The sequence below is a fragment of the Luteitalea sp. genome (genome assembly GCA_009377605.1).
Taxonomy (GTDB): domain Bacteria; phylum Acidobacteriota; class Vicinamibacteria; order Vicinamibacterales; family Vicinamibacteraceae; genus WHTT01.
Map to the genome: position 1 here is coordinate 57,215 of WHTT01000013.1, position 25,641 is coordinate 82,855.

Annotated in this window: 27 protein-coding genes and 3 pseudogenes; 14 read left to right on the forward strand and 16 right to left on the reverse strand. The window is 64.1% G+C overall.

Annotation, left to right across the window (positions count from 1 at the left end):
- Positions 1 to 108: 108 nt before the first annotated feature.
- Positions 109 to 2,691, reverse strand: a complete 2,583-nt coding sequence (locus tag GEV06_06380; protein MPZ17523.1) for an AMP-binding protein — start codon at positions 2,689 to 2,691, stop codon at positions 109 to 111.
- 49 nt (positions 2,692 to 2,740) lie between these two features.
- On the opposite strand from GEV06_06380, the gene GEV06_06385 reads away from it, so the two are divergent.
- Both GEV06_06385 and GEV06_06390 read left to right on the forward strand, forming a co-directional pair.
- Positions 2,741 to 4,405, forward strand: a complete 1,665-nt coding sequence (locus GEV06_06385) for a M20/M25/M40 family metallo-hydrolase (GenBank protein MPZ17524.1) — start codon at positions 2,741 to 2,743, stop codon at positions 4,403 to 4,405.
- A gap of 223 nt (positions 4,406 to 4,628) precedes the next feature.
- Positions 4,629 to 5,696, forward strand: coding sequence for a LacI family DNA-binding transcriptional regulator (locus tag GEV06_06390; protein MPZ17525.1), 1,068 nt, complete (start codon positions 4,629 to 4,631; stop codon positions 5,694 to 5,696).
- Between the two features lie 4 nt (positions 5,697 to 5,700).
- Here GEV06_06390 and GEV06_06395 read toward each other — a convergent pair whose 3' ends face one another.
- The 3 genes and pseudogenes from GEV06_06395 to GEV06_06405 form a co-directional block, all read right to left on the reverse strand.
- Positions 5,701 to 7,113, reverse strand: coding sequence for a sulfatase-like hydrolase/transferase (locus tag GEV06_06395; protein MPZ17526.1), 1,413 nt, complete (start codon positions 7,111 to 7,113; stop codon positions 5,701 to 5,703).
- Positions 7,114 to 8,661 (reverse strand): annotated as a pseudogene (locus GEV06_06400) (sulfatase-like hydrolase/transferase).
- A 387-nt stretch (positions 8,662 to 9,048) separates the two neighbouring features.
- The gene (locus tag GEV06_06405; protein MPZ17527.1) at positions 9,049 to 9,609 is read right to left on the reverse strand and encodes a hypothetical protein; all 561 of its coding nucleotides are present in this window, start codon (positions 9,607 to 9,609) and stop codon (positions 9,049 to 9,051) included.
- A gap of 588 nt (positions 9,610 to 10,197) precedes the next feature.
- Between GEV06_06405 and GEV06_06410 the strand changes: the two genes are divergently transcribed.
- A complete protein-coding gene (locus GEV06_06410) occupies positions 10,198 to 10,464 on the forward strand; it encodes a hypothetical protein (GenBank protein ID MPZ17528.1) in 267 nt (88 codons plus the stop codon).
- Positions 10,461 to 10,793: a hypothetical protein gene (locus GEV06_06415; GenBank protein ID MPZ17529.1), complete on the forward strand. Its 333-nt coding sequence runs from the start codon at positions 10,461 to 10,463 to the stop codon at positions 10,791 to 10,793. Before GEV06_06410 ends, GEV06_06415 begins: the two co-directional genes overlap by 4 nt.
- A 273-nt stretch (positions 10,794 to 11,066) precedes the next feature.
- Here GEV06_06415 and GEV06_06420 read toward each other — a convergent pair whose 3' ends face one another.
- Together GEV06_06420 and GEV06_06425 are read right to left on the reverse strand one after the other, a co-directional pair.
- Positions 11,067 to 11,612, reverse strand: a complete 546-nt coding sequence (locus GEV06_06420) for a DUF104 domain-containing protein (protein ID MPZ17530.1) — start codon at positions 11,610 to 11,612, stop codon at positions 11,067 to 11,069.
- A complete protein-coding gene (locus GEV06_06425; GenBank protein ID MPZ17531.1) occupies positions 11,524 to 12,969 on the reverse strand; it encodes an aminotransferase class I/II-fold pyridoxal phosphate-dependent enzyme in 1,446 nt (481 codons plus the stop codon). Before GEV06_06425 ends, GEV06_06420 begins: the two co-directional genes overlap by 89 nt.
- Before the next feature lie 113 nt (positions 12,970 to 13,082).
- Here GEV06_06425 and GEV06_06430 point away from each other — a divergent pair, with 113 nt between their 5' ends.
- The 5 genes from GEV06_06430 to GEV06_06450 all read left to right on the forward strand — a co-directional run bounded on the left by GEV06_06430 (position 13,083) and on the right by GEV06_06450 (position 15,481).
- Positions 13,083 to 13,646, forward strand: a complete 564-nt coding sequence (locus tag GEV06_06430; GenBank protein ID MPZ17532.1) for a hypothetical protein — start codon at positions 13,083 to 13,085, stop codon at positions 13,644 to 13,646.
- A gap of 37 nt (positions 13,647 to 13,683) precedes the next feature.
- Entirely contained in the window at positions 13,684 to 13,950 is a 267-nt protein-coding gene (locus GEV06_06435; protein MPZ17533.1) for a hypothetical protein, read from the forward strand.
- 388 nt (positions 13,951 to 14,338) lie between these two features.
- Complete coding sequence (locus GEV06_06440) at positions 14,339 to 14,674, forward strand: hypothetical protein (GenBank protein ID MPZ17534.1); 336 nt, start codon at positions 14,339 to 14,341, stop codon at positions 14,672 to 14,674.
- A 47-nt stretch (positions 14,675 to 14,721) separates the two neighbouring features.
- The gene (locus GEV06_06445) at positions 14,722 to 15,159 is read left to right on the forward strand and encodes a hypothetical protein (GenBank protein ID MPZ17535.1); all 438 of its coding nucleotides are present in this window, start codon (positions 14,722 to 14,724) and stop codon (positions 15,157 to 15,159) included.
- Positions 15,068 to 15,481 (forward strand): DUF4143 domain-containing protein, encoded by a 414-nt coding sequence (locus tag GEV06_06450; GenBank protein ID MPZ17536.1) that lies wholly within the window; start codon positions 15,068 to 15,070, stop codon positions 15,479 to 15,481. The genes GEV06_06445 and GEV06_06450 overlap by 92 nt, the downstream gene beginning before the upstream one ends.
- A gap of 41 nt (positions 15,482 to 15,522) precedes the next feature.
- On the opposite strand, the gene GEV06_06455 is transcribed toward GEV06_06450, so the two are convergent.
- Positions 15,523 to 15,843, reverse strand: coding sequence for a hypothetical protein (locus GEV06_06455; GenBank protein MPZ17537.1), 321 nt, complete (start codon positions 15,841 to 15,843; stop codon positions 15,523 to 15,525).
- 18 nt (positions 15,844 to 15,861) lie between these two features.
- Here GEV06_06455 and GEV06_06460 point away from each other — a divergent pair.
- Positions 15,862 to 16,109 (forward strand): annotated as a pseudogene (locus GEV06_06460) (type II toxin-antitoxin system RelE/ParE family toxin).
- A complete protein-coding gene (locus tag GEV06_06465; GenBank protein ID MPZ17538.1) occupies positions 16,106 to 16,393 on the forward strand; it encodes a helix-turn-helix domain-containing protein in 288 nt (95 codons plus the stop codon). Before GEV06_06460 ends, GEV06_06465 begins: the two are co-directional and overlap by 4 nt.
- A 77-nt stretch (positions 16,394 to 16,470) precedes the next feature.
- On the opposite strand, the gene GEV06_06470 is transcribed toward GEV06_06465, so the two are convergent.
- The 5 genes and pseudogenes from GEV06_06470 to GEV06_06490 all read right to left on the reverse strand — a co-directional run bounded on the left by GEV06_06470 (position 16,471) and on the right by GEV06_06490 (position 21,038).
- Positions 16,471 to 18,927 carry an FtsX-like permease family protein gene (locus GEV06_06470; GenBank protein MPZ17539.1) on the reverse strand — a complete coding sequence of 819 codons (2,457 nt, stop codon included), beginning with the start codon at positions 18,925 to 18,927 and terminating at the stop codon, positions 16,471 to 16,473.
- A 127-nt stretch (positions 18,928 to 19,054) separates the two neighbouring features.
- Complete coding sequence (locus GEV06_06475) at positions 19,055 to 19,279, reverse strand: hypothetical protein (GenBank protein MPZ17540.1); 225 nt, start codon at positions 19,277 to 19,279, stop codon at positions 19,055 to 19,057.
- Between the two features lie 664 nt (positions 19,280 to 19,943).
- Positions 19,944 to 20,360 (reverse strand): HNH endonuclease, encoded by a 417-nt coding sequence (locus GEV06_06480; protein ID MPZ17541.1) that lies wholly within the window; start codon positions 20,358 to 20,360, stop codon positions 19,944 to 19,946.
- Complete coding sequence (locus tag GEV06_06485) at positions 20,357 to 20,572, reverse strand: hypothetical protein (protein ID MPZ17542.1); 216 nt, start codon at positions 20,570 to 20,572, stop codon at positions 20,357 to 20,359. Before GEV06_06485 ends, GEV06_06480 begins: the two co-directional genes overlap by 4 nt.
- Before the next feature lie 185 nt (positions 20,573 to 20,757).
- Positions 20,758 to 21,038, reverse strand: a pseudogene (locus GEV06_06490) (type II toxin-antitoxin system PemK/MazF family toxin).
- A gap of 36 nt (positions 21,039 to 21,074) precedes the next feature.
- Here GEV06_06490 and GEV06_06495 point away from each other — a divergent pair.
- Complete coding sequence (locus GEV06_06495) at positions 21,075 to 21,521, forward strand: hypothetical protein (GenBank protein MPZ17543.1); 447 nt, start codon at positions 21,075 to 21,077, stop codon at positions 21,519 to 21,521.
- 92 nt (positions 21,522 to 21,613) lie between these two features.
- On the opposite strand, the gene GEV06_06500 is transcribed toward GEV06_06495, so the two are convergent.
- The 4 genes from GEV06_06500 to GEV06_06515 all read right to left on the reverse strand — a co-directional run bounded on the left by GEV06_06500 (position 21,614) and on the right by GEV06_06515 (position 24,655).
- Positions 21,614 to 21,997, reverse strand: coding sequence for a hypothetical protein (locus tag GEV06_06500; GenBank protein MPZ17544.1), 384 nt, complete (start codon positions 21,995 to 21,997; stop codon positions 21,614 to 21,616).
- Positions 21,994 to 22,416, reverse strand: coding sequence for a hypothetical protein (locus tag GEV06_06505; GenBank protein MPZ17545.1), 423 nt, complete (start codon positions 22,414 to 22,416; stop codon positions 21,994 to 21,996). Before GEV06_06505 ends, GEV06_06500 begins: the two co-directional genes overlap by 4 nt.
- A 660-nt stretch (positions 22,417 to 23,076) precedes the next feature.
- A complete protein-coding gene (locus GEV06_06510) occupies positions 23,077 to 23,901 on the reverse strand; it encodes an AAA family ATPase (GenBank protein ID MPZ17546.1) in 825 nt (274 codons plus the stop codon).
- Positions 23,864 to 24,655, reverse strand: coding sequence for an IS21 family transposase (locus GEV06_06515; protein ID MPZ17547.1), 792 nt, complete (start codon positions 24,653 to 24,655; stop codon positions 23,864 to 23,866). Before GEV06_06515 ends, GEV06_06510 begins: the two co-directional genes overlap by 38 nt.
- A gap of 83 nt (positions 24,656 to 24,738) precedes the next feature.
- Here GEV06_06515 and GEV06_06520 point away from each other — a divergent pair, with 83 nt between their 5' ends.
- Together GEV06_06520 and GEV06_06525 are read left to right on the forward strand one after the other, a co-directional pair.
- The gene (locus tag GEV06_06520; GenBank protein ID MPZ17548.1) at positions 24,739 to 24,933 is read left to right on the forward strand and encodes a hypothetical protein; all 195 of its coding nucleotides are present in this window, start codon (positions 24,739 to 24,741) and stop codon (positions 24,931 to 24,933) included.
- Between the two features lie 213 nt (positions 24,934 to 25,146).
- On the forward strand, positions 25,147 to 25,626 hold the full coding sequence (locus GEV06_06525) for a helix-turn-helix domain-containing protein (protein MPZ17549.1): 480 nt from the start codon (positions 25,147 to 25,149) through the stop codon (positions 25,624 to 25,626).
- The last annotated feature ends 15 nt before the right edge of the window (positions 25,627 to 25,641 follow it).

Here is a 25,641-nt window from a genome sequence, read left to right on the forward strand (position 1 = left end):
CAAAAATATAGGCTCCGCATCTCAAAAAGTCAAGAGCATATCGGCAGAAGAAAACGGGGACAGCCCTCGTTTTCCGACATGCGGAAAACGAGGGCTGTCCCCGTTTCGTCAATTCTCGACAGGGTCCAGCGCCCGGACAGCCTCCTCGACCTGCTTGGCCAGGGCTGGGTAGTCATCGCCGTCGAGATGCAGCGGGGGGCCAAATCGCACCGTGGCCGGGTGCACGGCCGGCCACTTCCAGGACTGGTGCAGGACCTTATCCAGATCTTTGATACGCACGGGAACGACGGTCACGTGGAGTCGCGCCGCGATCATGCCGATGCCGGGCCGAAATGCATTGATTTCGCCCTGCTCGGTGCGCTTCCCCTCCGGATAGATAAGCACGGAGTAGTCATCTTCGATGAGCTCGCCGATGTACCGCAGCGTGTGCCGCGTTCCCGCTTCACGTTGCGGCAGCGGGAATGCATTGAAGAAGAGCGAGGACAGATAGTAGTTGAGGCTGTTGGTGAACCGTGCACGGAAGCTGTGCTGCTCTGGGAAGAAGTGTGCCTTGAAGAACTCCTTGGCCATGGCGACGGCCGTCTTGTAGCGATAGCGCCGGGGCAGCGCCATGAAGATCACCGGCGTGTCCAAGTGGCTCTGGTGATTGGCTGCGAAGACCACCGGCTCACCGCCGAGCGCCTCCAAGTGCTCGTGCCCCGTGACGTGCAGGCGTGCGAACAGGCGTCCGGGGGGCAGAATCCATGTTGGTAGGCTCAGCCGACGCAGCAACTGCGCCCATGCGCTACGGTTCCAGGCGGGGAACTCGATTGGCTCGCGCCATGTCGCGGCCCGTCCCGCCGGGTCGCTGGTTGTGGCAGCGATCTCAGGGCCGCTGACTCCGCCCGGGCCCGCCGGGGCGGCGACGAGCGATCGGAGATCGGCGACGGTACGCACGCCAGCGTAGGCGGCTTCGTCGATCGTCGTTTGAAACCGTTCCTCGAGTGCCATCATGAGCTCCACGCGCTCGAGCGAGCTCAACCCGAGCTCGTCGAGCGTGGTCTCATCCGAGATCGCTGAACGGCCGGACGCGAACCGGCCGACGATCGCCTCGAGTGGCGCACCCTCGGCGGGCCGAGCGGGCGCGCCGGCTCGTTCACCCGCATCTACCCACTGCTTGATCTCGCGTCGCCGAAGCTTGCGCGTGCCCTCGGTGCGCGGCAGCTCGGTGTCCGGCCAGACAGAGACGCTCCTGATCTTCTGGTGATCGTCCAGCATCGCATTTGCCCGCCGAACGATCTCGTCGCTGTCCCGATCTCCACCCTCGAGCAGGAGCACGGCATGTACACGCTCCTCGCTCCCGAGGCGCCTACCAACCACGGCGGCGTCGCGCACGCCTGGCAGCTGGATCAGCGCGCGCTCGACATCTTCGGGGAAGACATTGAGCCCTTCGGGCGTGACGATCATCTCTTTCTTGCGCCCGCGGATGAACAATCGTCCCCGATCGTCGATGCCGCCGATGTCGCCCGTGTGCAGCCAGCCGTCCTCGAACGCGCTGGCGGCGGTGGCGTCCCCGCCCACGTACCCGCGCGTCACGTTCTCGCCGCGCACGAGGATCTCGCCGTCGTCGGCAATCTTGACGTCGACGCCTGCAATGGGCTTACCCACCGATCCTTTCTGCGTCGAGAAGGGATGATTGAGCGTCACGATCGGTGCCGTCTCGGTGAGGCCGTAGCCCTGGACGACGAGAAACCCCAGGCGAGACCAGAGCTCTTCGAGCTCGGTGTCGAGCGGCGCAGCCCCAACGACGAAGCACCAGAACTTCCAGCCGAACGCCCGATGGATCGCGCGATAGCGCCACCAGCGAAACAACCAGTGTCGTTCTGGCGCAAGGCTATTGGCAATCTCTGGCGCTCGCCGCAGCACGTGCTCGCGCAACACGTCCAGCATCTTTGGCACCGACACCAGCACCGACACACGCCCAACGTTGATCTGCCGCTCGATCTCGTGCGGGCTGTAGCCCCGCATGAAGATCACCGTGCCGGTCAGCATGGGCGGCACGAACGTGGCCATCGCCTGACCGAACATGTGGCTGAGCGGCAGTAGGTTCAGGAAGCGAATCGGCGAGAACGGGCGCGCGTACTTCAGGTACTTCGCCATCTCGCGCTCGATCGGGACGATGTTTGCGAGGATATTGCGGTGAGTGATGATCACGCCCTTCGGCTCTGCGGTCGCGCCTGACGTGAAGATGATCTCCGCAACATCATCGCGGGCGACGTCGACTGGCGGCGGCTCGGCCGTCTCGCGCGTGACAGGGTCGAGGAGCTCGGCAAATCGCCACATCGTCAGCTCGTGCCCGAGCGCCGAGCGATCGACCTCCTCCCCAACCAAGACGATGCGCGCGCCGACGACCCGGCGCACGCGTTGGAGGAACTCCGGTGACGCGCGATAGTCGATGGGCACCACGACAACGCCACGTAAGAGGCATCCCCAAAAGGCGGCGATCCACTCCGGGCGGTTCTCGCCCCAGAAGATCACCTTGTCTTCCTTCTGAAGGCCGGCATCGGCAAGTCGCGCGGCGAACCGTCGTGCACCCTGTCCGACCTCGCCATACCCATACGCTCGGCGCCGGTATCCGTTGTCGTAGACCAGGAAGTCCCCGTCGAGAGCCGTCAGATCAGCGAAGAAGTCGAGCAGTGTGGTCCGCACCATCTCTCGCTATGATAGCGAGTAGGTCGCTCTATCGAATACAATCGGACATGTGTTCTGGTTGACCGTTCTCCTCATCAGCACCTTCAATGCAGGTGGTCAAGCGGCGGACGCTCCCCCGATGCCAGGCGCTTCCGCGCGGTCCGGCAAGGCGCCGTTGCCGTACGACGTGATTCGCGAAGACGACCTGTTGGCGCACGCGGCGTTCCTGGCAGACGACCTGCTCGACGGACGAGCGCCGGCGACGCGCGGCGGCAACCTCGCCGCACGCTACATCGCCGCACAGTTCGCCCAGCTCGGCTTGCAGCCGGGTGGTGACGATGGCTCCTGGTTCCAGCAGGTGCCCATCGTCGAATCGGTCGTGCAGCCTGGGTTCTCGCTGCGCGCCCGCCCGACCGCGGCTGGGGCAGGACGCGAAGCGCGCTTCACGTACGGCACTGAGGTAGTCGCGTTCTCCGGTCAGACCGCGCCGACGGTCGACGTCGATGGAGAAGTGGTGTTCGTGGGATTCGGCATCGTTGCACCGGAGTACAAGTGGGACGATTACGCCGGCATGGACGTGAAAGGGAAAGTCGTCCTCGTCATGGTGAACGATCCGCCCGCGACGCCGGAGGAGCCAGAGCTCTTTGGCGGCAAAGCGCTGACCTACTACGGGCGCTGGACGTACAAATACGAGGAGGCGGCTCGCCGTGGTGCGGCGGGGGCGGTGTTGATTCACACCGACGAGTCCGCAACCTATCCGTGGCAAGTGGTGGAGTCCTCGTGGACAGGCAGTCAGTACGCCATCGAGCCCTCCTCCGGGACCCCGACGCTCGCGCTCAAGGCGTGGATAACCGACAGCGCCGCCCGCACGCTCGCCGAGCTCGGAGGCCAGGACCTCGACGCGCTGCGTGCCGCCGCCTCCACGCGGGGGGCCCGGCCGACCCCTCTCGGCGTGCGCGTTGACGGCTCGATCGAGCAGCGCGTCACTCGAAAGGCGTCGCCGAACGTGATTGGCGTGCTGCCGGGAGAGCGTACGAGCGAAGCTATCATCTACACGTCGCACTACGATCACCTAGGCCGTCGAGATGACGCGCCGAAAGAGGACACGATCTACAACGGTGCGGTCGACAATGCGTCAGGCGTGGCAGGCCTGCTGGAGGTGGCAGACGCGTTCGGGCGTGCAGAAGCGACGCCCGGTCGATCCGTCTACTTCGTGGCGACGACGGCGGAGGAATCGGGCTTGCTGGGCTCGGAATACTTCGCCGCGCATCCGCCCATTCCGCTGGAGCGCTTTGCGGCCAACATCAACATGGACGCCATGAACGTCTACGGCCCGACGCGCGATCTCGTCTTGTTGGGTGCAGAACGATCGACGCTCGGCGAGGTCGCGGCCGAGGTCGCTCGCGATTGGGGCCGTGTGCTGGGGGAGGACCAGCACGCCGAGCGCGGGTATTTCTTCAGGTCGGATCACTTCCCGCTCGCGAAGGCGGGGGTCCCCGCACTTTCATTCGAAGATGGCTCGGATTTCGAATCATCTGCTGCACAACAGCGAGCGGAGGCTTACAACGAGACCGACTATCACCAGCCGTCAGATGAGGTCAAATCGGACTGGGACCTCAGCGGCATGGTGCTCGATGTCAGCCTGCTCGCCGATCTCGGCTGGCGGACCGCTGCGTCATCCGAGATGCCGGCCTACGCCGCCGAGGATCTTTTTGCTCGTCCCCGCGCACGCTAAGGGGACTTCCGGGTTGCACCACGCTGCTGCATGCATTGTCGAAACCTAGTGTCCCGGCCCAGTGATTCGCGACATAATTCCCGGGCGGGGCATCCCGCCTGGTTTCGTTGCTCGTCGGTCAAATACGGCCTGTATGCTCCCTCCTCGCGTCTCGCCAGCCGGGCGCCGCGCTCCGGGACTTATGCCACGAATCACTGGGCCGGGACACTAGTTACACTTGGCTATGAAGCGTAAGAAGCTTCGCTTACAGGACATCGCGCGGGCCGCCGGCGTCAGCCCCTCAACGGTCTCGCGCATTGTCAACGGGACAGCCCGCGTGAGCGCGGAGATCGAGGAGCGCGTTCACCAGACTGCGGAGCGCCTCCAGTTCGATCTTCGGCGCCGCCGAAAGCCGCGGCTCATTGCCTTTCTCCTCGGCAATCGCCACCGCCTCCATCCGTTCCACTCGCGCATTCTCGCCGGCGCCGAGGCGTACTGCACCGAGCGCGAGTACCATCTCGTGTTCCTCTCGCTCCAGTACTCGCCGCGTGTCGCCTGGCAGGATCTGCAGGTGCCGCGCATCGTGCAGCGGCGCGACATCGTGGACGGCTTCATTCTCGCCGGTGCGCACTCGCAGAACCTCCTCGACCTGATCGGACGCACCAAGCTGCCCTTCGCGGTCCAGGCCAACAGCATCCTCGAGCCCTTGAGCGACAACCGCTGCGACGCCGTCTATTACGACGACATGGATGGCTGCTATCAGATGACACGCTATCTCCAGTCGTTGGGACATGTGCACATCTGGTTTGTCGGGAACCGACGATTTCCCTGGTTCGATCGCCCCTACGAGGGATATGCGCGGGCCATGGGCGAGTCGAACATTCCCGCGCGTGCGGTGAGTCCCGATTCGGACCAGCCGCGCGAGACCGGCTATCTCGGCACGAAGTCGATTCTCGCGCAAGCTGCGCCAGTGACCGCCATCTTTGCCGGCTCGGACGCAACGGCGCAGGGCGTGTACGAGGCGTTGCGCGATTCCCGCTTGCGCGTGCCCGAGGACGTCAGCGTCGTGGCGCTGGATGACATCGAAGCGCAGACGATGCACCCGCGGCTGTCCACGGTCCATGTGTATCTGGAACAACTGGGTAAGCAGTTGGCTGAGCTCGTCGTTGCGCGGATTGCTGAACCGAGGCTGCTGCCGCGCCAGTTGGTCGTCCCGACGAGTCTCGTGAAAGGCGAGTCATGCCGGGCCCTGACTCGGCACGAGCTGGCAGACAAGACCGAGAAATCGCCATCCGAGCTCGTCGTGCCGTGATACTTCACAAAGAACGCCGGGAGCCACCCGCATCGGCGGGCAGCTCGACATTCCACTGCAGCACGGCCTTCTTCAGCCGCGCGACGACGTCGGGCTGCTGCTCCGCCAAGTTCTTTGACTCGCTAATATCGGTGCTCAGGTCGTAGAGCTGCGGCGCCGTGCCGTCATAGCTCGAGTAGAACTTCCACTTTCCATCCCGGACGGCGAGGTCGGGATTGGGTGCTTCGTTCGTGCCCGGGCGATCGGGAGGGCGCCGCCAGAAAATCGGCGCCTTGCGGCTCTCGTTCGAGCGTCCAAGCAGCGTGTCGAGCACGTTTTCGCCATCCAGTCTGGCACCCTCCGGTAGCGGCGTATCGGTCAGGGTATAGAGAGAGCGATTCAGATCGAGCGCGCTCAGAATCGACGTGTCGTTGGTGCCTGCGGCGTCTGACGCAAGCAGGCCCGGTCCCCACACCACCAGCGGAGATCGCACCCCGCCTTCGTAGAGCCAGCTCTTGGTGCCGCGCAGCGGAACGGAGATCCCCGCACCCGGTTCGGGGCCGTTGTCGGAGGCGATGACGATCAGGGTGTTGTCTCTGAGCTGCTCATCGTTGCGCACGCGATCGAACAGGGCGCCGAGCTGTTGGTCCATGGCGTCGAGCACAGCGTAGTACAAAGCGCGCTTGCTTCCATCGGTGGCATCGCGCAGAGCTCTTGGCGGGAAGAACGGCGAGTGGACGTCGTCCGGCCAGAGATTCAGATAGAACGGCTGACCCATCGCCTGCGCGCGATCGACAAACGTCAGCGCGTCCTTCACAAACGCGGCGGTCACCTCCGAGCGGTCCTCCCACCGGATGGGGCCGTGCCCGAGGGTACCGGAACCGAGATCATGCTTCGCAGGCGGCTGGCCGTCGTACGCATCCTTCAACGGCAGGACTCGCGGACCGAGCCCCTCGAAGTTGGTGAGACTGCGATCGAACCCATAGCGCGCGATGAGCGGCGCGTTGCCGACGTCGCGCTGCCCGCCCATGTGCCACTTGCCGAAATGACCGGTGGCGTAGCCGGCGAGGTTCAACGCGCGCGGCAGCACGGGCGCCCGCGGGTCGAGCCACTGGGCCATGCGCCGCTCGTCGTTGGCCTGGCGATTGGAGAGAAAGGACGTGATCCGCCAGCGCTGGGGATACTGGCCGGTCGTCAGCGCAACCCGCGAAGGTGAGCAGATCGGTGCATTGACGTAGAAGTTGGTGAAGCGGATGCCCTCGGCGGCGAGCCGGTCGATGTTCTCCGTTCTCACCTCGTCACCACCAAACGAAGACAGGTCGGACCAGCCCATGTCGTCGATGAACACGGTGATGACATTCGGCTTGCGCGGACGCTCGGCGCCTGTCGGACTACCTCCGGCCCGCCGGGCCGCAGGACTCGCCGCCGCACGAGGCATCGGTGCGCGGTACGCTGCGAGCTTCTTCTTCAACTCGGCGAGGACCTTCGGCTTCCTTGCGGCGAGGTTCTCGGTCTCGAGCGGGTCCGTCTCGTAGTCGTAGAGCTCGTATTCCGCGGCGGCCGGAGATTCACCAAATCGCTTCCACTCGACGAGGCGATACCGTTCGGTGCGAATGGCGCGGCCAAGCTTCTCTTTCGGATACGCATGGTAGGCGTGGTCCCGCACGCGGGCATCGGGATTCTTCAGCACCGGCACGAGGCTGACGCCGTCGATGGGCTGTGGGCCGGTCGGCGCGGGCAGGTTGGCCAGCTCGGCGAGCGTCGGGAAAAGGTCCACATTCTCGGAGAGCTGCTTCGTGTATGAGCCGGGCTTCGTCACGCCTGGCGCAACCATCACGAGCGGAATGCGGTTGGCCTGTTCGTAGTTCGTGTGCTTGGTCCAAATCCCGTGATCGCCCAGGTGGAAGCCGTGATCGCCCCACAGCACCACGAGGGTGTTGTCATCGAGGTCCAGCCGGTCGAGCTGCGCCATCACCTTGCCGACTTGGGCGTCGGCGAAGCTCGTGCTCGCGTAGTATCCGTGGATCAGCTGACGCGTCAGGTCGTCATCGATGGGTCCCTTCTCCGGCACCGGCCGATACGCGGCGATTTCACCGCCACGCTTGCCGGCGACGGTCGGCGCGCCGGCGGGAGGCCGCTCGAATTCCGGCATGGGGAGCGTCGCCGGATCGTAAAGGTCCCAATACTTCTTTGGCGCAGAGAACGGGAGGTGCGGCCGCACGAATCCGACGGTGATGAAGAACGGTGTGCCGTCCTGTATCCGGCGCTCCCTCGCAGCCCGCAAGCGCCTAATGGCCTCTTCGGCAACGCGACCATCAGCGTAGTCGTTGTCGTTGGCCACAGGCGACTCGAAGGCGGCCCCTCTCGGCAACGACTGGATGTCGCCGAGACGTTGATTCGTGAAGAGCGCTTCCTCGCGGGTCAGCTTGCCGCCGTGGGTGCTTTCGGGCTCGAGGTATTCCACCACCTGGTCATGAAAATGCGGCACGCTGAACGACTGCGGGTCGCCATGGTTGCCATGCCCGATATGAAATACCTTGCCGAGCGACTCGGTCCGGTAGCCGTGCCGCGCGAAGTGCTGTGGCATGGTGACCGCATTCGGGACGAGGTCGCGCAATTGGCTGCCGAGCCCATAAAGCCCTGTCGACGTCGAGTGCGCGCCTAACATCAGCGTGAACCGCGACGGTGCGCAGACCGCCTGGTTGGCGTAGGCCAGGTCGAATCGCATCCCGCGTCCGGCGAGCTCGTCGATGTGTGGCGTCTTGGCGACCGGATCGCCGTAAGAACCGAGTGCAGGCTTGAGATCGTCGACGAGGATCAACAGCACGTTTGGTCGGTCTGCGGCATTGTGCGCGTCGCCGCTAGATCCGAGCGCAAAGCCCGCGAGCAAGAGAGTCGCGTAGGCCGCCTTCAAAAATCGTCCTCTCGCATCGATCTTCACGGATGTGTCTCCTTCCGCGGGACGGTCCCGGATTTTGCGCCACATGGTATCCGAGACGCACAACGGCGACAGGTATTCACGAAAACCCTCCAACGAGGCATCCCTACCTCCATTGATGCGTGAGAGGACTTCGAGCCACAGACTGCATCTGCGCCGCACCAGTATCATGGAGCTACGTTGGCTCGGCAAGCTCGCAATGGTAGGTGGCGTATTCACGGAATCGGGCGGCAGGCGAAGAGCCTCCGCGAAGCTGACCAGAATCAGCAGCGCTGGCTCCGAGAAGCGGCCGAACTCATGGAGCGCGGCTGGGTCGTCCCCGCGGCCGGGGTCGTCGCCGCGACGTGGCGGCGATGGGCGGTCGGGTCGAAACGATCGGACCTCCTCGATCCCACGGTTCCTGGCGCGCTGTTCGACCAGGTCACAGGCGCGCGCTCAGCAGCGTCTGCGGCGTCGACGGGATGGCGCTTCATCGCGCGCCGCACGGATCTCGTGGTGCGCGATCGCCAGGGGCTCGCGATCGCGCAGCACGCGGAGCCCCTCCTCGCGGAGCTCGGTCACGAGGTCATCCCGCGTGCCCGACGTACGTTCGATGCGCCGCGGCTCGCCGGGACCGAAGGTCGCGCGGAACTCGACCCAGAGCTGCCGTTCATCGACGAGGTCACCCCACGCGCGTGCCCGATCGCAGCGGATGAGCACAGGCGTGCACTCGCCGCAGGACGTGTAGAACACGATCTCGCGCGGCGGAAGGATCGGCTCGACCCCGTGCCGGCGCTGGAACACCGCTTCCTTGCCGTCCAGCTGCCAGTGCGTCGCCGCGGTTTCGCCGGGGTCGGCGAACCGGCCGCGCACCACGCGAGACACGCGCGGTCCCTCGAAGAGGTAGGTGTTCATCGACGGATCGTCGAAGCTCTTGGTCTGAAAACCTTCAACGCGATGACCGTGCGGGCAGCGCAGGGTCTCGTCGAGCACCACGACGTTGTCGAACATGCCCATCTTCGCCCTCCTCTCCAGGTCCGGCCGGTTGCGTCTCGGCAGCCGAGGGCCGTGGCTCCGAGCGACGACGATGGCATCGTCATCGCGAGGGGGTCAAGAGGCAATATTTTGTCGAAATGCAAGAGGCCGAGGTCAATATCCGCCTGAAGTATCCGCGTTATGGATCTAGGACTCGGGCGAGCGAAGGAACTAGGCGTGAAGCGCGAAATAGAATGGAGCGGTGGTGAGCCGCGAAGGACTCGGGCGAGCGGAGGAACTCGGGGGGAGCCCGCTCGAATGCAATGAGAGCTGGTGAGCCGCGAAGGACTCGAACCTTCAACCCGCAGATTAAGAGTGGTTCCCGAGACTCGACATAGCGCCGTCTTCTGGGCGCTTCGCTCACGTAACGTGTGCGAATCGTGGCATGCCGCGGCAGCGCGTTGCAACCCCGACGCAGCCAAAACCGTGGCTCAGTTGCTGCCGATTTCCTCAAGACGCTGCAACAAAGAGGCGCCGTTCGGGAAGGCGAAGTCGATCCCTGGAACGGCCTGTCGCGTGGCTTGAAGCATGTCGAGCGACGGCGTACAATTGCGGGGTTAGGAGTGTTCCATGCACGTGACCGTTAGTCCCGAAGCGAAGAAATTCATCGACGCGGAAGTTCAGCGCGGACATTACAGCTCGCCGTCTGAGCTGGTAGAACACGCGATTGAGGCCTTGCGGGGACAGGACGCATCGGATGAGCGGCGTCTCGCGGACCTGCGCGAGCTAATTGCTGTCGCGCGAGCCGAAGCGGACGGAGGCGAGGTGGTCGAGTACGGAGATGCCACCGAGCTAGCCGCTGACGTGCGGTTCGGACGGCCTTCCCGAGTGCGGTGAAACGCCGATTCTCCCTCACGCGTAGCGCACGTCAAGATCTCCAGTCCATCGACGGGTATCACGTCCGAGAGTATGGTGTTCCTGCCGCAGACCGTCTGCTGAACCGCATTGTAGAAGCGATCGAGCGTTATGCCGAATGGCCGATGAGCGCACCCGCACGGCCCGAGCTGGCGTCGGACCTGCGAGGTTTCAACGTCGCCAGCTACATGGTCTATTACGCGCCTCAAGCCCGTAGTGGCATCCGTGTGGAGCGCATCATACACGGCGCGCGGGACCAAGCCGCCCTTTTTACCCGTCACCGGCAGCGTAAGGCGCGCGAGCGAGCGTAGCAACCACCCGCAGATGCGTCGGGCATTCCCCGGTCACTCCTCGGCTTCCCGTGCGCTGCGCCGGGCTCGCAGTCGCAGCAAGGACAGCAGCCTGACGGCCTCAGCATGGCCGATCTTGTGCGCCAGCGTGATGGTCTCGGCGATAACGTGGTTGGTCGTGAGCAGGTGGTCGGAGAGACGAAGGCCCTTGAACGTGCCAAAGACCTGGACGACGCGCTGATGGTGGGTCTCGCTTCGACGTGAGCGCGAACAAGAATCCTGTGTCGAGAAAGGTCACACGTCGGATGGGCCGTACAGATACCGATTGTGGTGTTCAGCCATGTCGGGCGGCGCATCATCGATGAAGCCGATCAGCGTTTCCGCAGCCTTCCATCCCGTGGGATCATCAGCGTCCGTCGTGGCGGCAGCAGGAATGACCACGTCAACCTCGGTGTGTTCGTCGAGATTGACTGGTTCTTGGGGCTTGAACACGCCGTTCTCGTATATCGCTTTCACGGTCGTTCTCCACCTCCGCCATATTTTAGCATGCGACCGAGACGCCAGGGCTCGCTGCAGCGCAGCGATCGTTGCGCGCCACCGCTTGTTGACAGCGATGATTCTCAGCTTTGGAGCGCTCGTGTGGGCTCCCATACTCGCCGCCACCCCGACCAAGCACATGGTCTGGGCGGGCAACGCGATCAATCTCGCCGTCGCCGGGGCGGCTTGGACTGTGGCCGACCTGATTGTCAAATCAGGCACGTCGCCGTGAAGCCTGTGCAGAGAAGCAGCTGCGCAAAAGGTGCAGCGCTTCCTCGATATCGTCCGTTGCGATGGCGCCATATCCGAGGACGACGCCTGCCAACGGTGTATCGCCGACCGCAAACATCGACAACGGTTGAAACACGACACCCCTGTCGGCCGCGCGGGCGTGCACGGCGAGAATCTGTTCGGACGTGAAACGGGGGACGAGTGCAGTCAAGTGCAATCCGGTGCTCGAGGGGAGCAGCTCCAGATGATTCGCGAAGTCCCGGGTCAACGTGGCGGCTATCATCTCGTGGCGTGCCCGATACGCGGTGCTGGCTCGCCGGATGTGGCGAGCATAGCCGCCCTCATCGATGAACCGGGCGAGCGCCGCCTGCACCAAGGTCGGCGTGTGCCAATCGCTGACGTATTTGGCCTTTTGCACCGCTGAACTGAGCGATGGCGGCGTCACGATGAAGCCAAGCCGCAGCGTCGGCAGCATCGTCTTGGAGAACGACCCCACATAGATGACGCGACCACTGGTATCGAGGCTCTGGAGCGCTTCCAGCGGGCGCCCGCCGAACCGAAACTCGCTGTCGTAATCGTCCTCGATGATCGCCGCGTTGTTCCGTTCCGCCCAGGTGAGAAGCGCTTGACGTCGCGCCAGTGTCATGCAGACGCCGAGCGGGTACTGATGCGACGGTGTCACGTACACCGCCCGGACTCGACGCGGGATCGCATTCACCACGATGCCGTCGCGGTCGACGGGCACGCCCATCACCTGCAGACCGAGCGATTGAAACAAGCGCCTCGGCGCTCCGTAGCCGGGGTCCTCGACCGCGATTCGATCCCCGGGCCCCAGGAGGACACGGGCGAGGACATCCAGCGCCTGCTGAGTCCCGTTGGTGATCGTGACGTCGTCGGACGTGGCGGTCACACCTCGCGAGACACCCACATGCCGCGCAATGGCAGCTCGAAGGCCGGGGCAGCCAGCAGGATGCTGGTAGACGCCCACACGTCCAGTGTCCCGCAACGAACGCCCAACCAGCCGTCTCCACGTCCTATGAGGGAACAGGCGGACGTCGGGGAGGCCTGTGCGGAAGTCGTAGCGTGGAGGTCTGATGAACACGGTGGCGGGGAAGCTGATTGATTCCCAGACCTGGCGCGCGCGGAGAACGCCGTCACCGGGGCGGTTCATCGCGGCGCCACGACGGGCGGCGTGTTCGCTGACGAACGTTCCGGCCCCGACACGCGACGTCACGAACCCTTCGGCCGCGAGCCTGTCGTACGCGACGGTGACGGTCATCCGCGACACCGAGAGCCGCCGCGCGAGGTGTCGCGTCGGCGGCAGCACGTCTCCGGGGCGAAGGCGCCCGTCGCCGATGGCACGCCGTAGTTGACGATAGATTTCACCGCTCAAATCCTTCCTGCCGACGAGATTGACGTGAACGTCCATGGAACCCTGCCAGGATTGGACTAGCAGACTAGACCAGAATTGGCTCTAGCGCCAGTCCTCTCCCTCTCCTATGCTTCGTTCCCAGAGCAGAGCTCTCATCAAGGAGTGTCACCATGCAGCTGAAGGCGTCGAGCGTGGCCTTGGCAGTTGGAGGTTGGAAGTTGGGCGTTCAGAAAGCGCTACGCGTCTTGGCCGTGTCGCTTGCGCTGTGGACGGCCCCTGCCGGCGCCGCCGACGGCGACGACATCCCGCCGACCGGCGTGGACGCCTCGGTCGATGAGGCCGTCGAGCGCGTTCGAGCGGCCACGGCGCCGTTCAAGTCGCTCGACCGGGCGGTGGCGGCCGGCTACCAGCGCGACGTGGAGCAGTGCGTCGAGAACCCGCCGCACGGCGGCATGGGGTTCCATCATGAGAACCCCGCGCTGATGGACGCCGAAGTCGAGGTCGAGCGGCCGGAGATCCTCACCTACCAGCGGATGCCGGACGGCGAGTACCGGCTCACGGGTGTCGAATACGTGGTTCCACTGGCGGCGTGGAAGGAGGAGGCGCCCCCACGTGTGATGGGACAGCCGATGAAGCGCGCCGAGTCGCTCGGGATCTGGTACTTGCACGTCTGGATCTGGCAGCCGAATCCGCAGGGACTCTTTGCCGACTGGAATCCGTCCGTGACGTGCTGACGCGCGCGGCGCTCGAGCCCAGCCCGCATCGGTCAGGGTGCAGGAGAGACGCAGCCCCGCATCGCGCGCCTGGCGCGTGTGGACATCGCCGCCTGCCCGCCGCCCGCATCCCCGAGGCGGGCTCTCGCCGGCGGCACTCCTGCGCGTGCAGCTGTTCATCGACGAGAACCTCGCCGAGCGCATTCATCTGCGTGATCTCGCACTCCGTGCGGGACTCAGCCGTTATCACTTCGCGCGGGCGAATGCTCGGCGACAAAGAGAGAGCTCGAGCCATGAGGGTTACCGGTGTGAAGTCACCCCCTGAGCTTCGTGTGCGGGCACGTGCGAGAATTGTCGTGACTGCTGCAAGAGCTCAAGCGGCTCCAGGCAGGCGAAGACCTCTTCGCCGATTTTGCTTGCGTAGAGAGGGACAGAGTGCAGACAAGTGCGGTCGCAGCGAACCTGTCGAATCCCCGGGATTCTGGTACCAGCAACGTCCTCGCGAGGCTCAGACGGCCGTGCGCGGCGTCCGACATGGGTGATGTGTCCCCGGACCTCTCCGACGCGTGATCGACATGCCGCCGAGAGGAGCAGCCGCAGACGAGCTTCTGGCGAGGATCCGAACCCTTCCGATCCGTATCCTCTCCTCAGAAGCAGTCGAGGAGCCTGAGTTTTCGTCCCACCGGCTACGCTGCAAGATCCTACGAGACGACGTGGAAGATGGCGCACTGGCCCTGATCTTCGCGCTCGCGGTCCTGTCCTTCCACGACGCTCGACCGCGCGGCAGCTCGGAGATTGACTACATCGAACGCGACGAGTGGACGCTCGACGATCTATGCCAACACGTGCGCTTCTGGAAAGGAGCGCTTGTTTTGGACGCCGACTACGTGCGTGGCCGGATGATGAAAACGCGCGTGATGGTCTGGCCGAACGGCGTCGTCGAGATCCAGACCAGGAATCGGCATCAGATGGCCGCACGGTGGGTCGAGACGCTCAAAGGAAAGAAGCATCTCCGTCTCGTGCCTGGCGACACCCAGTCGCCGCAGTGAACACCGCACGGTCATCTTCATGGGCGTACGGACGATCGCGCATTGATGTGGTTGCCCAAGTGGCCCGGCGGCCCGAGATGCAGAACGCGCTGAACGAATACCTGCGCTGGGGCGGCTTCCCGGAAGTCGTGCTGGCAGACGAGGAGGCGCGAAAGGAAGCGCTGCTGAAGCAGTATTTCGAGGATGTTCTGTTCAAGGACCTCGCTCTTCGCCACCAGATTCGGGACCTGTCCACATTGAGGAGCCTCGCCGTCCACTTGCTGACCCAAACGACGAGCCTCGTCTCGCTTCAACGGGTCGCGGGGATCTTCGGCGTGTCGCTGGACCTGGCGCGGGCGTACTGCGGGTACCTCGAGGAGGCATTCCTCGTGACGTTTCTGCCCCTTTTACAGCCTGAAGACTGCCGAGCGGCTGCGCCGGCCTCGCAAGATACACGCCGTCGATACCGGCCTGCGCAACGTCGTGAGCGTGACCGGCTCGCCTGACCGCGGACATCTCGCCGAGACCGCTGTCGCCAACGCCCTCATGCGCGAAGAGGGCGAGCTGTACTTCTGGCAGAACGGCGGAGAGATCGATCTGGTGATTCGCCGTGGAACGGCCGTGCGCACGCTCGTGCAGGTTGTGTACGAAGGCCTGGAGGACAGCTCCGTCGCCAAACGAGAGTTGACGTCCCTCTCCGAAGCGAAGCGCGGCTTCCCGAAGGCCGAACGAATCGTGGTCGTCGGACGGGCGCCTGCAACCGCGACACTGTCAGCCAATGGCGTCCGCATTATTCCGCTCTGGCGGTTCCTCCTCGGGGAGCGATGACCACTGCGCTCCGCGTCAGAGGCGCTGCCGCGTAAGGCACATTACTCATCCGGCACATCCTGGTCACAGGCGCGCTCAGTAGCGCCTCCGGCTTCGACGGGAGGCGCTTCATCGCGCGCCGCACGGATCTCGTGGTGCGCGATTGCCAGCGGCTCGTCATCGCGCAGCACACGGAGCCCCTCGTCGCGGAGCTCGGTCACCAGGTCGTCGCGCGTGCCCGATCGCAGCAGCTCGTCGTGACGAGCGCTCGCTAACCCACCCCGCGTCTTGCGCTGCCTGGTGATGAACAGTTTGCAAGAGTCGCAGGCACTCCGGCAGGCTGCATGAGCCCGCTGACCACGGATGGGCGTTCGATACCACATCTGGTATAGTAGGCGTTGATGCCCTGGACCGTCGAAACGCTGAATGAGACGGTCGACGCGGAGCTGGGGGCGCTGCCAGCCGACATGCGCGCTCGTCTGGCGCGGATAGCCGAACTGATCGAAGCGGTGGGACTGCCCGAGCCCTGTACATCGCCGCCAGAGAGCAGCGCGTTGTCATCCTGCGAGCCTTCGTGAAGAAGACCGAGAAGACCCCCGCAGGTGAAATCGGGTTGGCGCTTCAGAGGGCGCGGGAGTTGAAGAGATGACCAAGATCAAGGACCTGCATCGCCGCTGGAGCAAGGATGACGACTATAAAGCCGCGTTCAATGGGCTCGACGAAGAGTTCCGGCTGGCGCGGGCGTTAATCGAGGCCAGGACGCGCGCAGGCTTGTCGCAGTCGCAGCTTGCAAGGCGAATGAAGACCTCGCAGTCTTATATCGCGCGCATCGAGGGCGGCAAGGTCCGTCCGTCAACGGACGTCCTAGGGCGCTTCGCTGAGGCGACGGGCACGCGGCTTCGAATTGTCTTCGAACCCCACAGCACTCGATAGCGACGCATCGCGACCGCGAATCGGGTGAACGGCGCAAGCCGACGGGACGCCATCTCGTCGGCTGGCACGGTCACTGATCAGTTCCGCAGCAATACTTTCGGGTCTACGCGAGTTGCCTGTCTCGCTGGTTGCCACGTGGCGAACAGAGCGGTGATCACCACGGCAACCGTCACCAGCCCTATTGTCACCGGGTCCGTGGCCCTGACGCCGAACAGCTGTGATTGTGCCCACCGTGAGGCGACGAGGGCGCCGCCGATCCCCATTGCAGCCCCGAGGAATACGAGCCGCATTGAAGACTCGAGCACGAGACGACGAATGCGCCGACTGTCCGCGCCGAGCGCCATCCGTATGCCGATTTCACGCGACCGGTTCGCCACAAGGAACGTCATCACCCCGTAAATACCGGCTGCTGCGACAACGAATGCCAGTACTCCAAAACCTGTGATGATGCGCGTCGCGAGCAGCCGATCCGCGAACTGTCGCGCGTACTGGTCATCCACGAACTCGACCTTGAGGATGTTGCGTGTGTCGATGCTGCGCACGGTCTGATACAGATCGGAAGCACGTGAGCGCGAATCGACGCGCGCCGTAACGGTGAGAAACCCGTAGGCGGCTCCACCGCCGCTGCTGCGCAGCTTGGAGGCTGTCGACGCGGTCGCCGGCGGTGGCGGTTTGGAGGCGCCGCACGGTTGCCTCAACGAGTACTTTTGAAAGTACCGTTCCGGTCCGGATGTGCCGTCGTACGTCGTGCGGACGTGTTTGACGACCCCAATGACGTGGCTCCACTCAAAAAGCGGGTCTTCGCGAAAGCGGTGCCCGACGGCATCTCCACCTGGCCACAACCTTCTTGCCAGGGACTCCGTGATGATGACATTCGTGGGCGGATCCCCCCGTTCGAACATCCTGCCGGCGACCAATGGAATGCCGAGCACACGGAAGTAGTCCGGGTCGACCCATAGCCGTGGCACCAGGATGTTCGTCTCCATCGGCGGTCTCCCGTCTACCTCGATGTGATCGTTCAAAGTCGGACTGTCGCCGGTGGACGGCGGCGGCGATCCCTCGAACGCCCCGAGGACGCCGGGGCGTGCACGCAGGCGCTCCAGAATGGTCCGCGCCATCGCCGCGCGCTCGGCGCCGCCGCCGAGAAGGTGTGGTGGAATCGTGAGCGAAATCGCGACCACCCCGGAGCTGTCAAACCCCTTGTCGAGGCGAACTAACGCGAGATAGCTACGAACGTAGAGCACGCTGCCGACGAGTAGCATGACCGCAAGTACTACTTGCGCCACCGTCAGGACACGTCGCCAGAGGGCACCGGCCCGCGACGCGGAGATGTGCGTCCCTTCAATCTTCAATAGCTCCAACAAGTTCGCGCGCCAAGCGAATACCACCAGAGGCAACGAGGACAGGATCCACGCCAGGCCCGCAAAGCCTGTTGTCACCAGCAGCGCGCGGTAGTCGACGTCAATCGGATTGACACTCGCTGTGAGCGACGGAGGGAGGTACCGAACGAGTGCGTCGGTCCCGAGAGACGCGAGCACGGCGGCCGCCAGGGCGGCAGTCCCGACCAGGCACATCCCTTCCAGGAGACCAGTGCGAACCAGCTCTGTGCGCGACGCACCGACGGCGAGCTGAATCGCATAGGTTCTGGCCCGAGCGAGTGCACCGGCAAGTTCCAGGCTTGCCGCATTGGCGCACGCGGTCAACAGAAGGCTGATCGCCGCACCGAGCAGCACGAAGAGCAAGCGGCGCTGTTCGGCCACTACTCGGGCTGTTCTCATCGGCGCAGGCGATGCAACCAGGACAGTGCCTGCGCCGGCAGCCACGTAGAGCGCCTCACTGCGCGCTTCCATCAACTCGGACAGCTGCGTCAAGGAGACGCCGTCGGCTATCCGGGCGATCAGCGAGATGCCCATGTTCCGCGCGAGAGGTCCTCGAGGATCGAACGCGCGCCATATACGCTGTGTGCCATCCGGAAACCGGAAGGATGCAGGCATGACACCGACAACCTGCAGAGGCTCCGCTGCGGTTTCGATCCGTTGGCCCACCGCCCGTGCGGGATCCCCAAACCGCTCGCGCGCAATCGCTTCGGCAATCAGGACTACGTGAACGTCTGTTTGCTGTGTGTCGTCTTCAGACAAAGTGCGGCCCCAGCGCGGCCGCACGCCGAGCATGTCGATCAGTCCGGCTGTTACATCGGCGGCCGGCACCAGCTCGGGCTTTCCACTACCGATGAGGAAGATGGTCTTGTACAGATGCCCGTGAACGCCGGAAAACAGATCGGTCTGTTTTCGCCACTCATCGAGCACGGCCGCGGACGCAAAACCGCCCCCGGGTCTCCCAGTCTTTGCATCGCGCGTGTCGAATGTGATCAGCCGGTCGGCCGCCGGGTATGCGACGCGACGGAAGACGAGCGAATCGGCAGCAGAGAAGACGACTGTGGTTGCTGCGAGAGCAAGGGCGAGCAGACCAATCGTCAGAGCCGCCCGCCAACGCCGCGCAGTGATGTTGCGCCAAGCCCAGCGAATCTCCCTCATCACGACCTCTCAGTTGGATTCTGACGTGTCCTGCGGTCGGAGCGTTGGCTTTCTTCCAGCGTCTGGCAGACAGTTGAAGACGATCCGCACGACGCGCTCCGAACGGGGTCACGGGCAAGGTCAGAATCTACAACGCGGACCACCGCATTGTCGCATGCGAAGCTACAGTCAAATGCCGCCAAACGTAGTACAGACCATCGGAATTCCGGTACGGCATCGGTTCGATCAGGATCTTCTGGACGACCGTGTACACCACTGCCACCATGCCGAGCCCGACAGTCAGCGTTCCCGCCGTCGCAACGAGAAACGCTGGCGCGCGCATCAGTCGGCGGATCAACAGTTCGACAAGCATCGTCACCTCGGTACCGAAAGGCCAATTCAGCCGGGCTGCTGCACAACCTGCACCCGCTCCTGACAGCGTAGGTAGTAGGCGAGGCGGTGGCCAACGATTTGTAGTGGGCGACGGGATGCGGGAGTGAGGGGCCGCGAAGGCGATGTGGACGCCGGAAGGATTTCGTGAAGCCGGCGATCGGACTCGAACCGACCACCTGCTGCTTAGGAATGACTATCGGGCGCACTTGCCTGACCAGCGCCGGAACGGGTGACGGAGAACCGGTTGTCCGGAGTTGTTCTTCGACGCAGGTGGCAGCGAAGCGTTGTCCGCTGTCTAGAGGCGTTTTCAGATTTAAACGCCTGGGCTGTGTGACCCCAATGTGACCCTGACGCTCATTGCAGGCGATACTCCCTCTATTGATAGTCCGCGCCGTATCGATTGTTATTGGAAGTTTTGGTGAGCCGCGAAGGACTCGAACCTTCAACCCGCAGATTAAGAGTCGCTCCAGACGCTCGAAATAGCGCCGATTTCTAAGCACTTTCATCAGTCTGGTGTGCAGAGGCCGGCAGGCGGCGGCAGGCTGTTGCAACGTGGGCGCAACCAGTGATCGCCCAGCCGCATGCCTCTGTCCGCCATCCACATCGCGACGACGGCCTCCTCTTGCCAGTCTCCGACTGACCCATCAGCGTGGTGGATGGCGTCCGAGCGCCGCCTCTTCGTTTCGGATCGCGAGGATGAGGGGCCGATTCATCGCGAGCGCTACGACCGTAGCTCGCCCGCTTGCTGTGAGGCCCACAAGCTGCACGCCTTCCCAGCGGAAATGCTGGGTCCACGCATCTTGACGCGGATCAAAGAGTGGGACGTTTTCCCCGGTCTGCGGATCGGCCGCAGTCCGTCGGGCAGCCTTGCGTAACGAGCAGGAGACACACGCCAGGGCGAGATTCCCAGCGGAGCTCTGCCCTCCTCCCGCTCGAGGAATTACGTGGTCGATGTGAAACGTCGCCTCTTGTCCGTCCTGCGACAAGCCGCAGTATTCGCACCGGTCCTTGGCTCGTTTGATCACTGCCCGGCGCAGATGTGCCGGGATGTCGCGGGTCACCCCTCGGCTTCCTGCGCGATGCGCCGGGCACGAAGTCGGAGCAACGACAGCAGCTCCGCGAGGTCGACGAGCCCCTCTGCCTCAAGGCGCTCCTCGGCACTGAGGTTATCCCCCCGGTCTTGGCGGTCCAAGAGATTCTGGAGCCGCTGGTTGACGCCGGGGGGCAGGCGAAGTGCCTCCAGAGTTTCCGGCATGTCCACTTCGATGAGCATAGACCCCATCCTACACCTCACGCCGCGTCAACAATACCGACAGTCCGATTGTAACCTCTGAGAAGCAAAGGCGGGGGCAGAGCACGTCTGGGTTTCATGGGCCAGCCATTGAAACCGCGACTCAACTTCCTGGATTGGGTTGTTAAAAGGCCCGATCCAAAGGCCCGATCCAAAGGCATACCGCGTTCGACAGACGCCAGTTGTGTACGTGACAGCCTCCCGAGCCGTCTGTCAGCTTCGCGTGTGGGATGGTGACGACACCTGAGCGTGGAAGACGTCTGCGCGCAGGAGCGGCACGGACATCGCCACTTCGAATCGCGACGCGCGCGGGCTCGTCGTGTGCGGCACCATCGTCACCAGCGCGATCGGTATCGTCTGCGGGAACGCCGATGACGAGCGCTGGGCGGACCTTTGCCGTCATGCCCAGGTCTATCAGCCAGACCTCACCCCGCTGCGGCGACCGCATTTAGGACGGCTCGCGGCGATCAAGATCAAGGAAGAGATGATCGGCCGCCGCGACCAAGTCTTCGTCCTTCGGGAGGTCGTGAGGGGGCCAGGCTGTCCGGCACAGGATCTCCGCGACAACCTCCGCCCGATCCTGGTCCGGAAGTACCTCGAACTCGTCGAGCAGCTTCTTGGCCGCCTGAGTCATATGTTCAGAGTTGCACGTGGTGCGATTCGAATCAAGCGTTCGGCTGCCACTGTGGCGGAGCGCTCCCTTGCAGCCGTCATGCGCGCCTGGTCTTCGTGCACACCGGGTCTGTGGCGAGCCGCGACGTTCGGTCGGGTGCGTCATGTCCCCGTGGCGCTCAATCTGCTGGTGCAGGTGCTGCGGTTGGTCCTTGCCCACCGGGAACCGATGCACCTCGGCCCCCGAAAGATTGAAAAGCAGAGGACCGACGCTGAAGCTCTTGCGAATGCGGATTCCATCATCGTGAGCCTTCGCTGAAGTCCCTGATCACCAGCTCCAACGCAGCGACGGCGCTATAAGCGGTCGCGCGATCGCACTTTGTTTGCAATCTCTCGGCCCGACGCCCACGGTCAGGCGGGTCTGTTCACCACTGGCAACCAGTCGATGCCATTACGCAGAGCATCGGTTGGTGGGTGCTCGATCAGGTAGCGGTCGAGTGCCACGACGACGCGGCCGAGCGTCCTCGAGTGGCCCCGTGGGTAGCTCTGGTCGGATGTCAGGATGAGGCCGAAGAACTCCTCGGACCTGCCGAGGCAGTCGGTTGCGAGCGGCAGGTAATCGCGAACATTTTCGGTGAACACCGCACGCTCTTCCCGGCGTGAGGTGTCGAAGACCATGTCGTCTGCCGCGTGGGTGAGATCCTTACGCTCGATGACCGCGACGACGTCGTGGCCGCGCTTGCGTAACCGGTCCGCGAGGGTCGCAGGCCACATCTGGTCCACGAGCAGCTTCACGCGAGTGCGCTCTGGCGCCGCTCCCAGATCGTACGGGCGCGCGCGGCTTCTTCGTCGAGGCGTGCGATCCAGGCGTCGATCTCATCGGTGTACTCGGCGTAATACCGCAGAGCCACTTCAACCTGGTCTCGGCGCAGGCCGAGCCACCGAGCGGCCTCGTCTACCGCCTGGTCGCCGGTCGCTTCAACGTTCCGGACCACCCGAACCACCTCCCAGACGTCCGGGCCATCGACAAGCGCTGGTCGTCGGCCTGCCGGTCCAGATCGGAACACCATGCCGGGGTGATCGTCCATACGTACGCCCTCGTCGATGTAGCGATTCATCAGCTCGGGACGCCGGCGCCCCACCTGCCGCCCACGTCGCTCCAGACGTTCGAAGATCTCAGAATTGATGCGAAAGGAGACGTGCCTCGTTGACATTGTCTTTGCGCTCCGTTGACTACGAGTGTAGCACGCTGTACACAATGTGATCGCTCGTGCCTGTCCTCGGCTGAAAGTTTCACCGAACCTTCGTCCTGCGACGTCACTCAGGACCAGATCCTCACGCAGGTCTCCAAACTAGACAGCGTCACACACGTCAAAGTAGGTGCTACAGGTGAGCTTACGATGAAAGAAGCGCGTGGTATCGCTGCCAGGCCGGCGCGGCGCGAAAGGGAGGCGGCCGGCATCATAGGGTGCAGAGGCGCTCGGGGAGGGAAGCACGCGTCCGGCGCGCGGAAGTGCCTGTCGCGCGGGGGAGGACGCCGCGACCTCGGGGCTAGGCATGCTCGATATGATCGGTCTTGTGGCGCTGCAATATGTTGTCGCGGCTGCCGAACTGCTCGCGTCGATTCTCCAATTCCGCCAACGCATAGCGCTAGCGGCACGCCGGGCACTGGCACTCGATCACATCCCGCGCGTAACCTTGACGCCAAGCACGACACCAGCCACGATCCCGACGAGCCCGCCTGCAACGCCGACCATAGCCGCTGGCATCATCGCTGGACTTGCTCAAGCACGGCTGCGGCCGTGTGGCGTGGGATGGTGTTCCCACCGTCCGTTGTTGCCGCTCACGTAAAACCGCGTAAATCTGGACCGATACTAATCGGGCGGAGCGAGAGGTGATGTTTTGGGCTTCGGTGAAGGCTGCGGCTTCTGGGCCTGCTTGGCCTTCTGCGATTGCTCGGCCTCTCGCTTGCGATAGGACTCCCCTTCGATCGTGATGATCTCGGCGTGATGCGTCAGTCGATCGATCAAGGCGACGGCGCAGGCGGCATTCGGGAAGACGGTATCCCATTGTGTGAAGGGTAAGTTCGTGGTCACCACGAGTGATTTCTGTTCGTAGCGCCGGCTCACCACCTGAAAGAGCAGATCGGCGGCATGGGCGTCATAGGCGAGGTCGCCGATCTCGTCGATGGCGATCAAGCTGGGTCGCAAATAGGTGCGAAGCCGCCGCTGCAGGGCACGGGCGGTGTCTTGACTGGTCAGGTCCAGGATCAAATCGGCCGCGGTGACCAAGCGCGCCGAGTGGCCGGCGAGAATCGCCTGATGCACGAGATTCTTGGCGAGCATCGTCTTGCCCAGACCATTGGGGGCGACGATGATGACGTTTTCTCGTTGCGTGAGGAAATCGAGGGTGAAGACGCGCTCGACCGTCGGGCGATGGAGCTGGGTCGGCCAATTCCATTCGAAATCGGCCATGGCTTTGAAGCGGCCGAGGCGCGCGTCGCGGAGCCGGCGTTCGACACGGTGGCGCAGACGGGCGGCGAGTTCGGCCTGGACGAGGTGTTCGAGCAGGACGACCGGACTCCAGCGCTTCTGGGTGGCGCGCGCCACGAGGTCATTGAGATCAGCGGCGGTGTGGACGAGCCCGAGCTGACGCAGCTGGTCACTCAGCGTCGTCGGGATCGGATCGAGTGAGCTCATCGTAGGTCTCCAAGCGGTGCGGCGTGACATCGAGATCGCGGACGCCCGGGCGATCGGGCAACGCGAACGGGATCGGCGGTTTTTGCCCGCGCTGGCGGCGGCGCGTTTCCAGAATGTGGGCGATGGCGCCGGCGCCGAGTTCGTGAGGCCCATAGTCGTCGAGCAGGGCCAGCAAGCGGGCGGTGTGGACGCGCAGCGATTCGCCGCGCGCGGCCAAGCGATCCAAGAGGGTGGCGATCGCCGGGACCGCGAGCCGCAGCCGGTCGCGTGCACTCGACGGATTCGCCTGGCGCGTCGCGGCCACGAGGCCGGCGACATGCGCCGCCTGCTCAATCGTCTGCCCCGTGTCGTAGCTGCGGACATGACGAGCGATCTCGTCGGTCCCCGCGATCAGGCGGACCGTCGTGGCGCTCGCGAGCAGCGTCAGCGGTCGGCGCACGTGCGTGTGCGGAATCGAGTAGCTATTCCGGTCGAACCGTACGTACGGGGTCTTGCCGGACGCCACGGTGCGCATCACGTCAGTCGCGAAGGGATGCACGGGCAGCGGCAGGAGCCGCGGCTGCTCCTGCGCGAGGACCTGCGCGACGGTCTGATCGCGCGACTCGGGATGGGGGCGCTGATGTGCGATCTCGTCGCGCCAGCGGCGAAATTGGGCGTTCAGATCGTCGACGTCGGCAAAGGTCCGCGCCGCAAAGAACGCGTGCCGGAGGTACTGAATTTGGCGCTCGATCTTTCCCTTGGCGAAAGCCGTCAACTGCGGTCGATGCGCATGACTCGCATCGACTCTTCCGCGTCACCCATCCCTTCCACCCACTGATTGGGCGGGCGTTCGAAGTCGTGTCCGTCCACCAAACCTGGGGTGAGTACCGCGTCTTCTACGCCGATGACGATGGAGCCCTGGCCGCCATGCCCGTCACTTGGACGGATGTCGCCGAGCCCGATCCGTTCGTCACCCTCGCGAGCGGGCGAGCCTACTGTCGGCTGTCGGATCTGCTCCGGCTGTGTGCGGTGATCGCCGAGGCCCGGCGATGACGCCCGGCTTCTTGACGCAGGTCGCCCAGTCGTGGTGTCAGGCAAATTTCGCCGCAACTGTAAAGAGAAATACGCCGAGACGGCGCCGAGCACCCCAGACGTGCAGACCAGGGCGGATGATTGTATTGGTCGATTTGTTCTCTCATCGTTTGCGATCGGCCGGTGGATTCTCGCTTGACACCCAGGGATTGTATGTCGTAATTTACTTAACACATGCCACAACGTACTCGCCCGTCTCGCCACGATCCCAAGGTCGAGGCGTTGCGCGTAGACGGCGCCCTCAACCGCCACGCCGACCAGATCACGGATCCGGTGTTTGGGACCCACGACTTTTTCGACGCGCGCGACCTCGTGCAGGTCAAATACGAAATGCTGCGACGCGTCGAGATCGACGCGCAGCCCGTCACGCCGACCGCGGCGGCCTTCCGCCTCTCGCGACCCTCGTTCTATCAGGCGCAGCGGGCGTTTCAGCAACGCGGATTGGCAGGGCTGCTGCCCAAGAAGCGCGGGCCCCACGGCGGCCACAAGCTGACCGCCGAGATCGTCACCTTTCTCCAGCAGGCGCGAGCGCAGGATGGGTCACTCCGGCCGGTCGATCTGGCCCAGCACGTCGCCGACCGTTTCGGCATCATCGTCCATCCCCGCAGCATCGAGCGGGCGCTCACGCGACAGGAAAAAAAACGACCACGATAAGGCCTGACTCACCGC

Coding starts and splice junctions, on each gene's coding strand:
- GEV06_06380 (MPZ17523.1), bottom strand. CDS start 2,691: ATGGTGCGGACCACACTGCTCGACTTCTTCGCTGATCTGACGGCTCTC.
- GEV06_06390 (MPZ17525.1), top strand. CDS start 4,629: ATGAAGCGTAAGAAGCTTCGCTTACAGGACATCGCGCGGGCCGCCGGC.
- GEV06_06395 (MPZ17526.1), bottom strand. CDS start 7,113: ATGCCTCGTGCGGCGGCGAGTCCTGCGGCCCGGCGGGCCGGAGGTAGT.
- GEV06_06405 (MPZ17527.1), bottom strand. CDS start 9,609: ATGGGCATGTTCGACAACGTCGTGGTGCTCGACGAGACCCTGCGCTGC.
- GEV06_06410 (MPZ17528.1), top strand. CDS start 10,198: ATGCACGTGACCGTTAGTCCCGAAGCGAAGAAATTCATCGACGCGGAA.
- GEV06_06420 (MPZ17530.1), bottom strand. CDS start 11,612: ATGGCGCCATCGCAACGGACGATATCGAGGAAGCGCTGCACCTTTTGC.
- GEV06_06425 (MPZ17531.1), bottom strand. CDS start 12,969: ATGGACGTTCACGTCAATCTCGTCGGCAGGAAGGATTTGAGCGGTGAA.
- GEV06_06430 (MPZ17532.1), top strand. CDS start 13,083: ATGCAGCTGAAGGCGTCGAGCGTGGCCTTGGCAGTTGGAGGTTGGAAG.
- GEV06_06455 (MPZ17537.1), bottom strand. CDS start 15,843: ATGTGGTATCGAACGCCCATCCGTGGTCAGCGGGCTCATGCAGCCTGC.
- GEV06_06465 (MPZ17538.1), top strand. CDS start 16,106: ATGACCAAGATCAAGGACCTGCATCGCCGCTGGAGCAAGGATGACGAC.
- GEV06_06470 (MPZ17539.1), bottom strand. CDS start 18,927: ATGAGGGAGATTCGCTGGGCTTGGCGCAACATCACTGCGCGGCGTTGG.
- GEV06_06475 (MPZ17540.1), bottom strand. CDS start 19,279: ATGCTTGTCGAACTGTTGATCCGCCGACTGATGCGCGCGCCAGCGTTT.
- GEV06_06485 (MPZ17542.1), bottom strand. CDS start 20,572: ATGCTCATCGAAGTGGACATGCCGGAAACTCTGGAGGCACTTCGCCTG.
- GEV06_06495 (MPZ17543.1), top strand. CDS start 21,075: ATGATCGGCCGCCGCGACCAAGTCTTCGTCCTTCGGGAGGTCGTGAGG.
- GEV06_06505 (MPZ17545.1), bottom strand. CDS start 22,416: ATGTCAACGAGGCACGTCTCCTTTCGCATCAATTCTGAGATCTTCGAA.
- GEV06_06510 (MPZ17546.1), bottom strand. CDS start 23,901: ATGAGCTCACTCGATCCGATCCCGACGACGCTGAGTGACCAGCTGCGT.
- GEV06_06525 (MPZ17549.1), top strand. CDS start 25,147: ATGCCACAACGTACTCGCCCGTCTCGCCACGATCCCAAGGTCGAGGCG.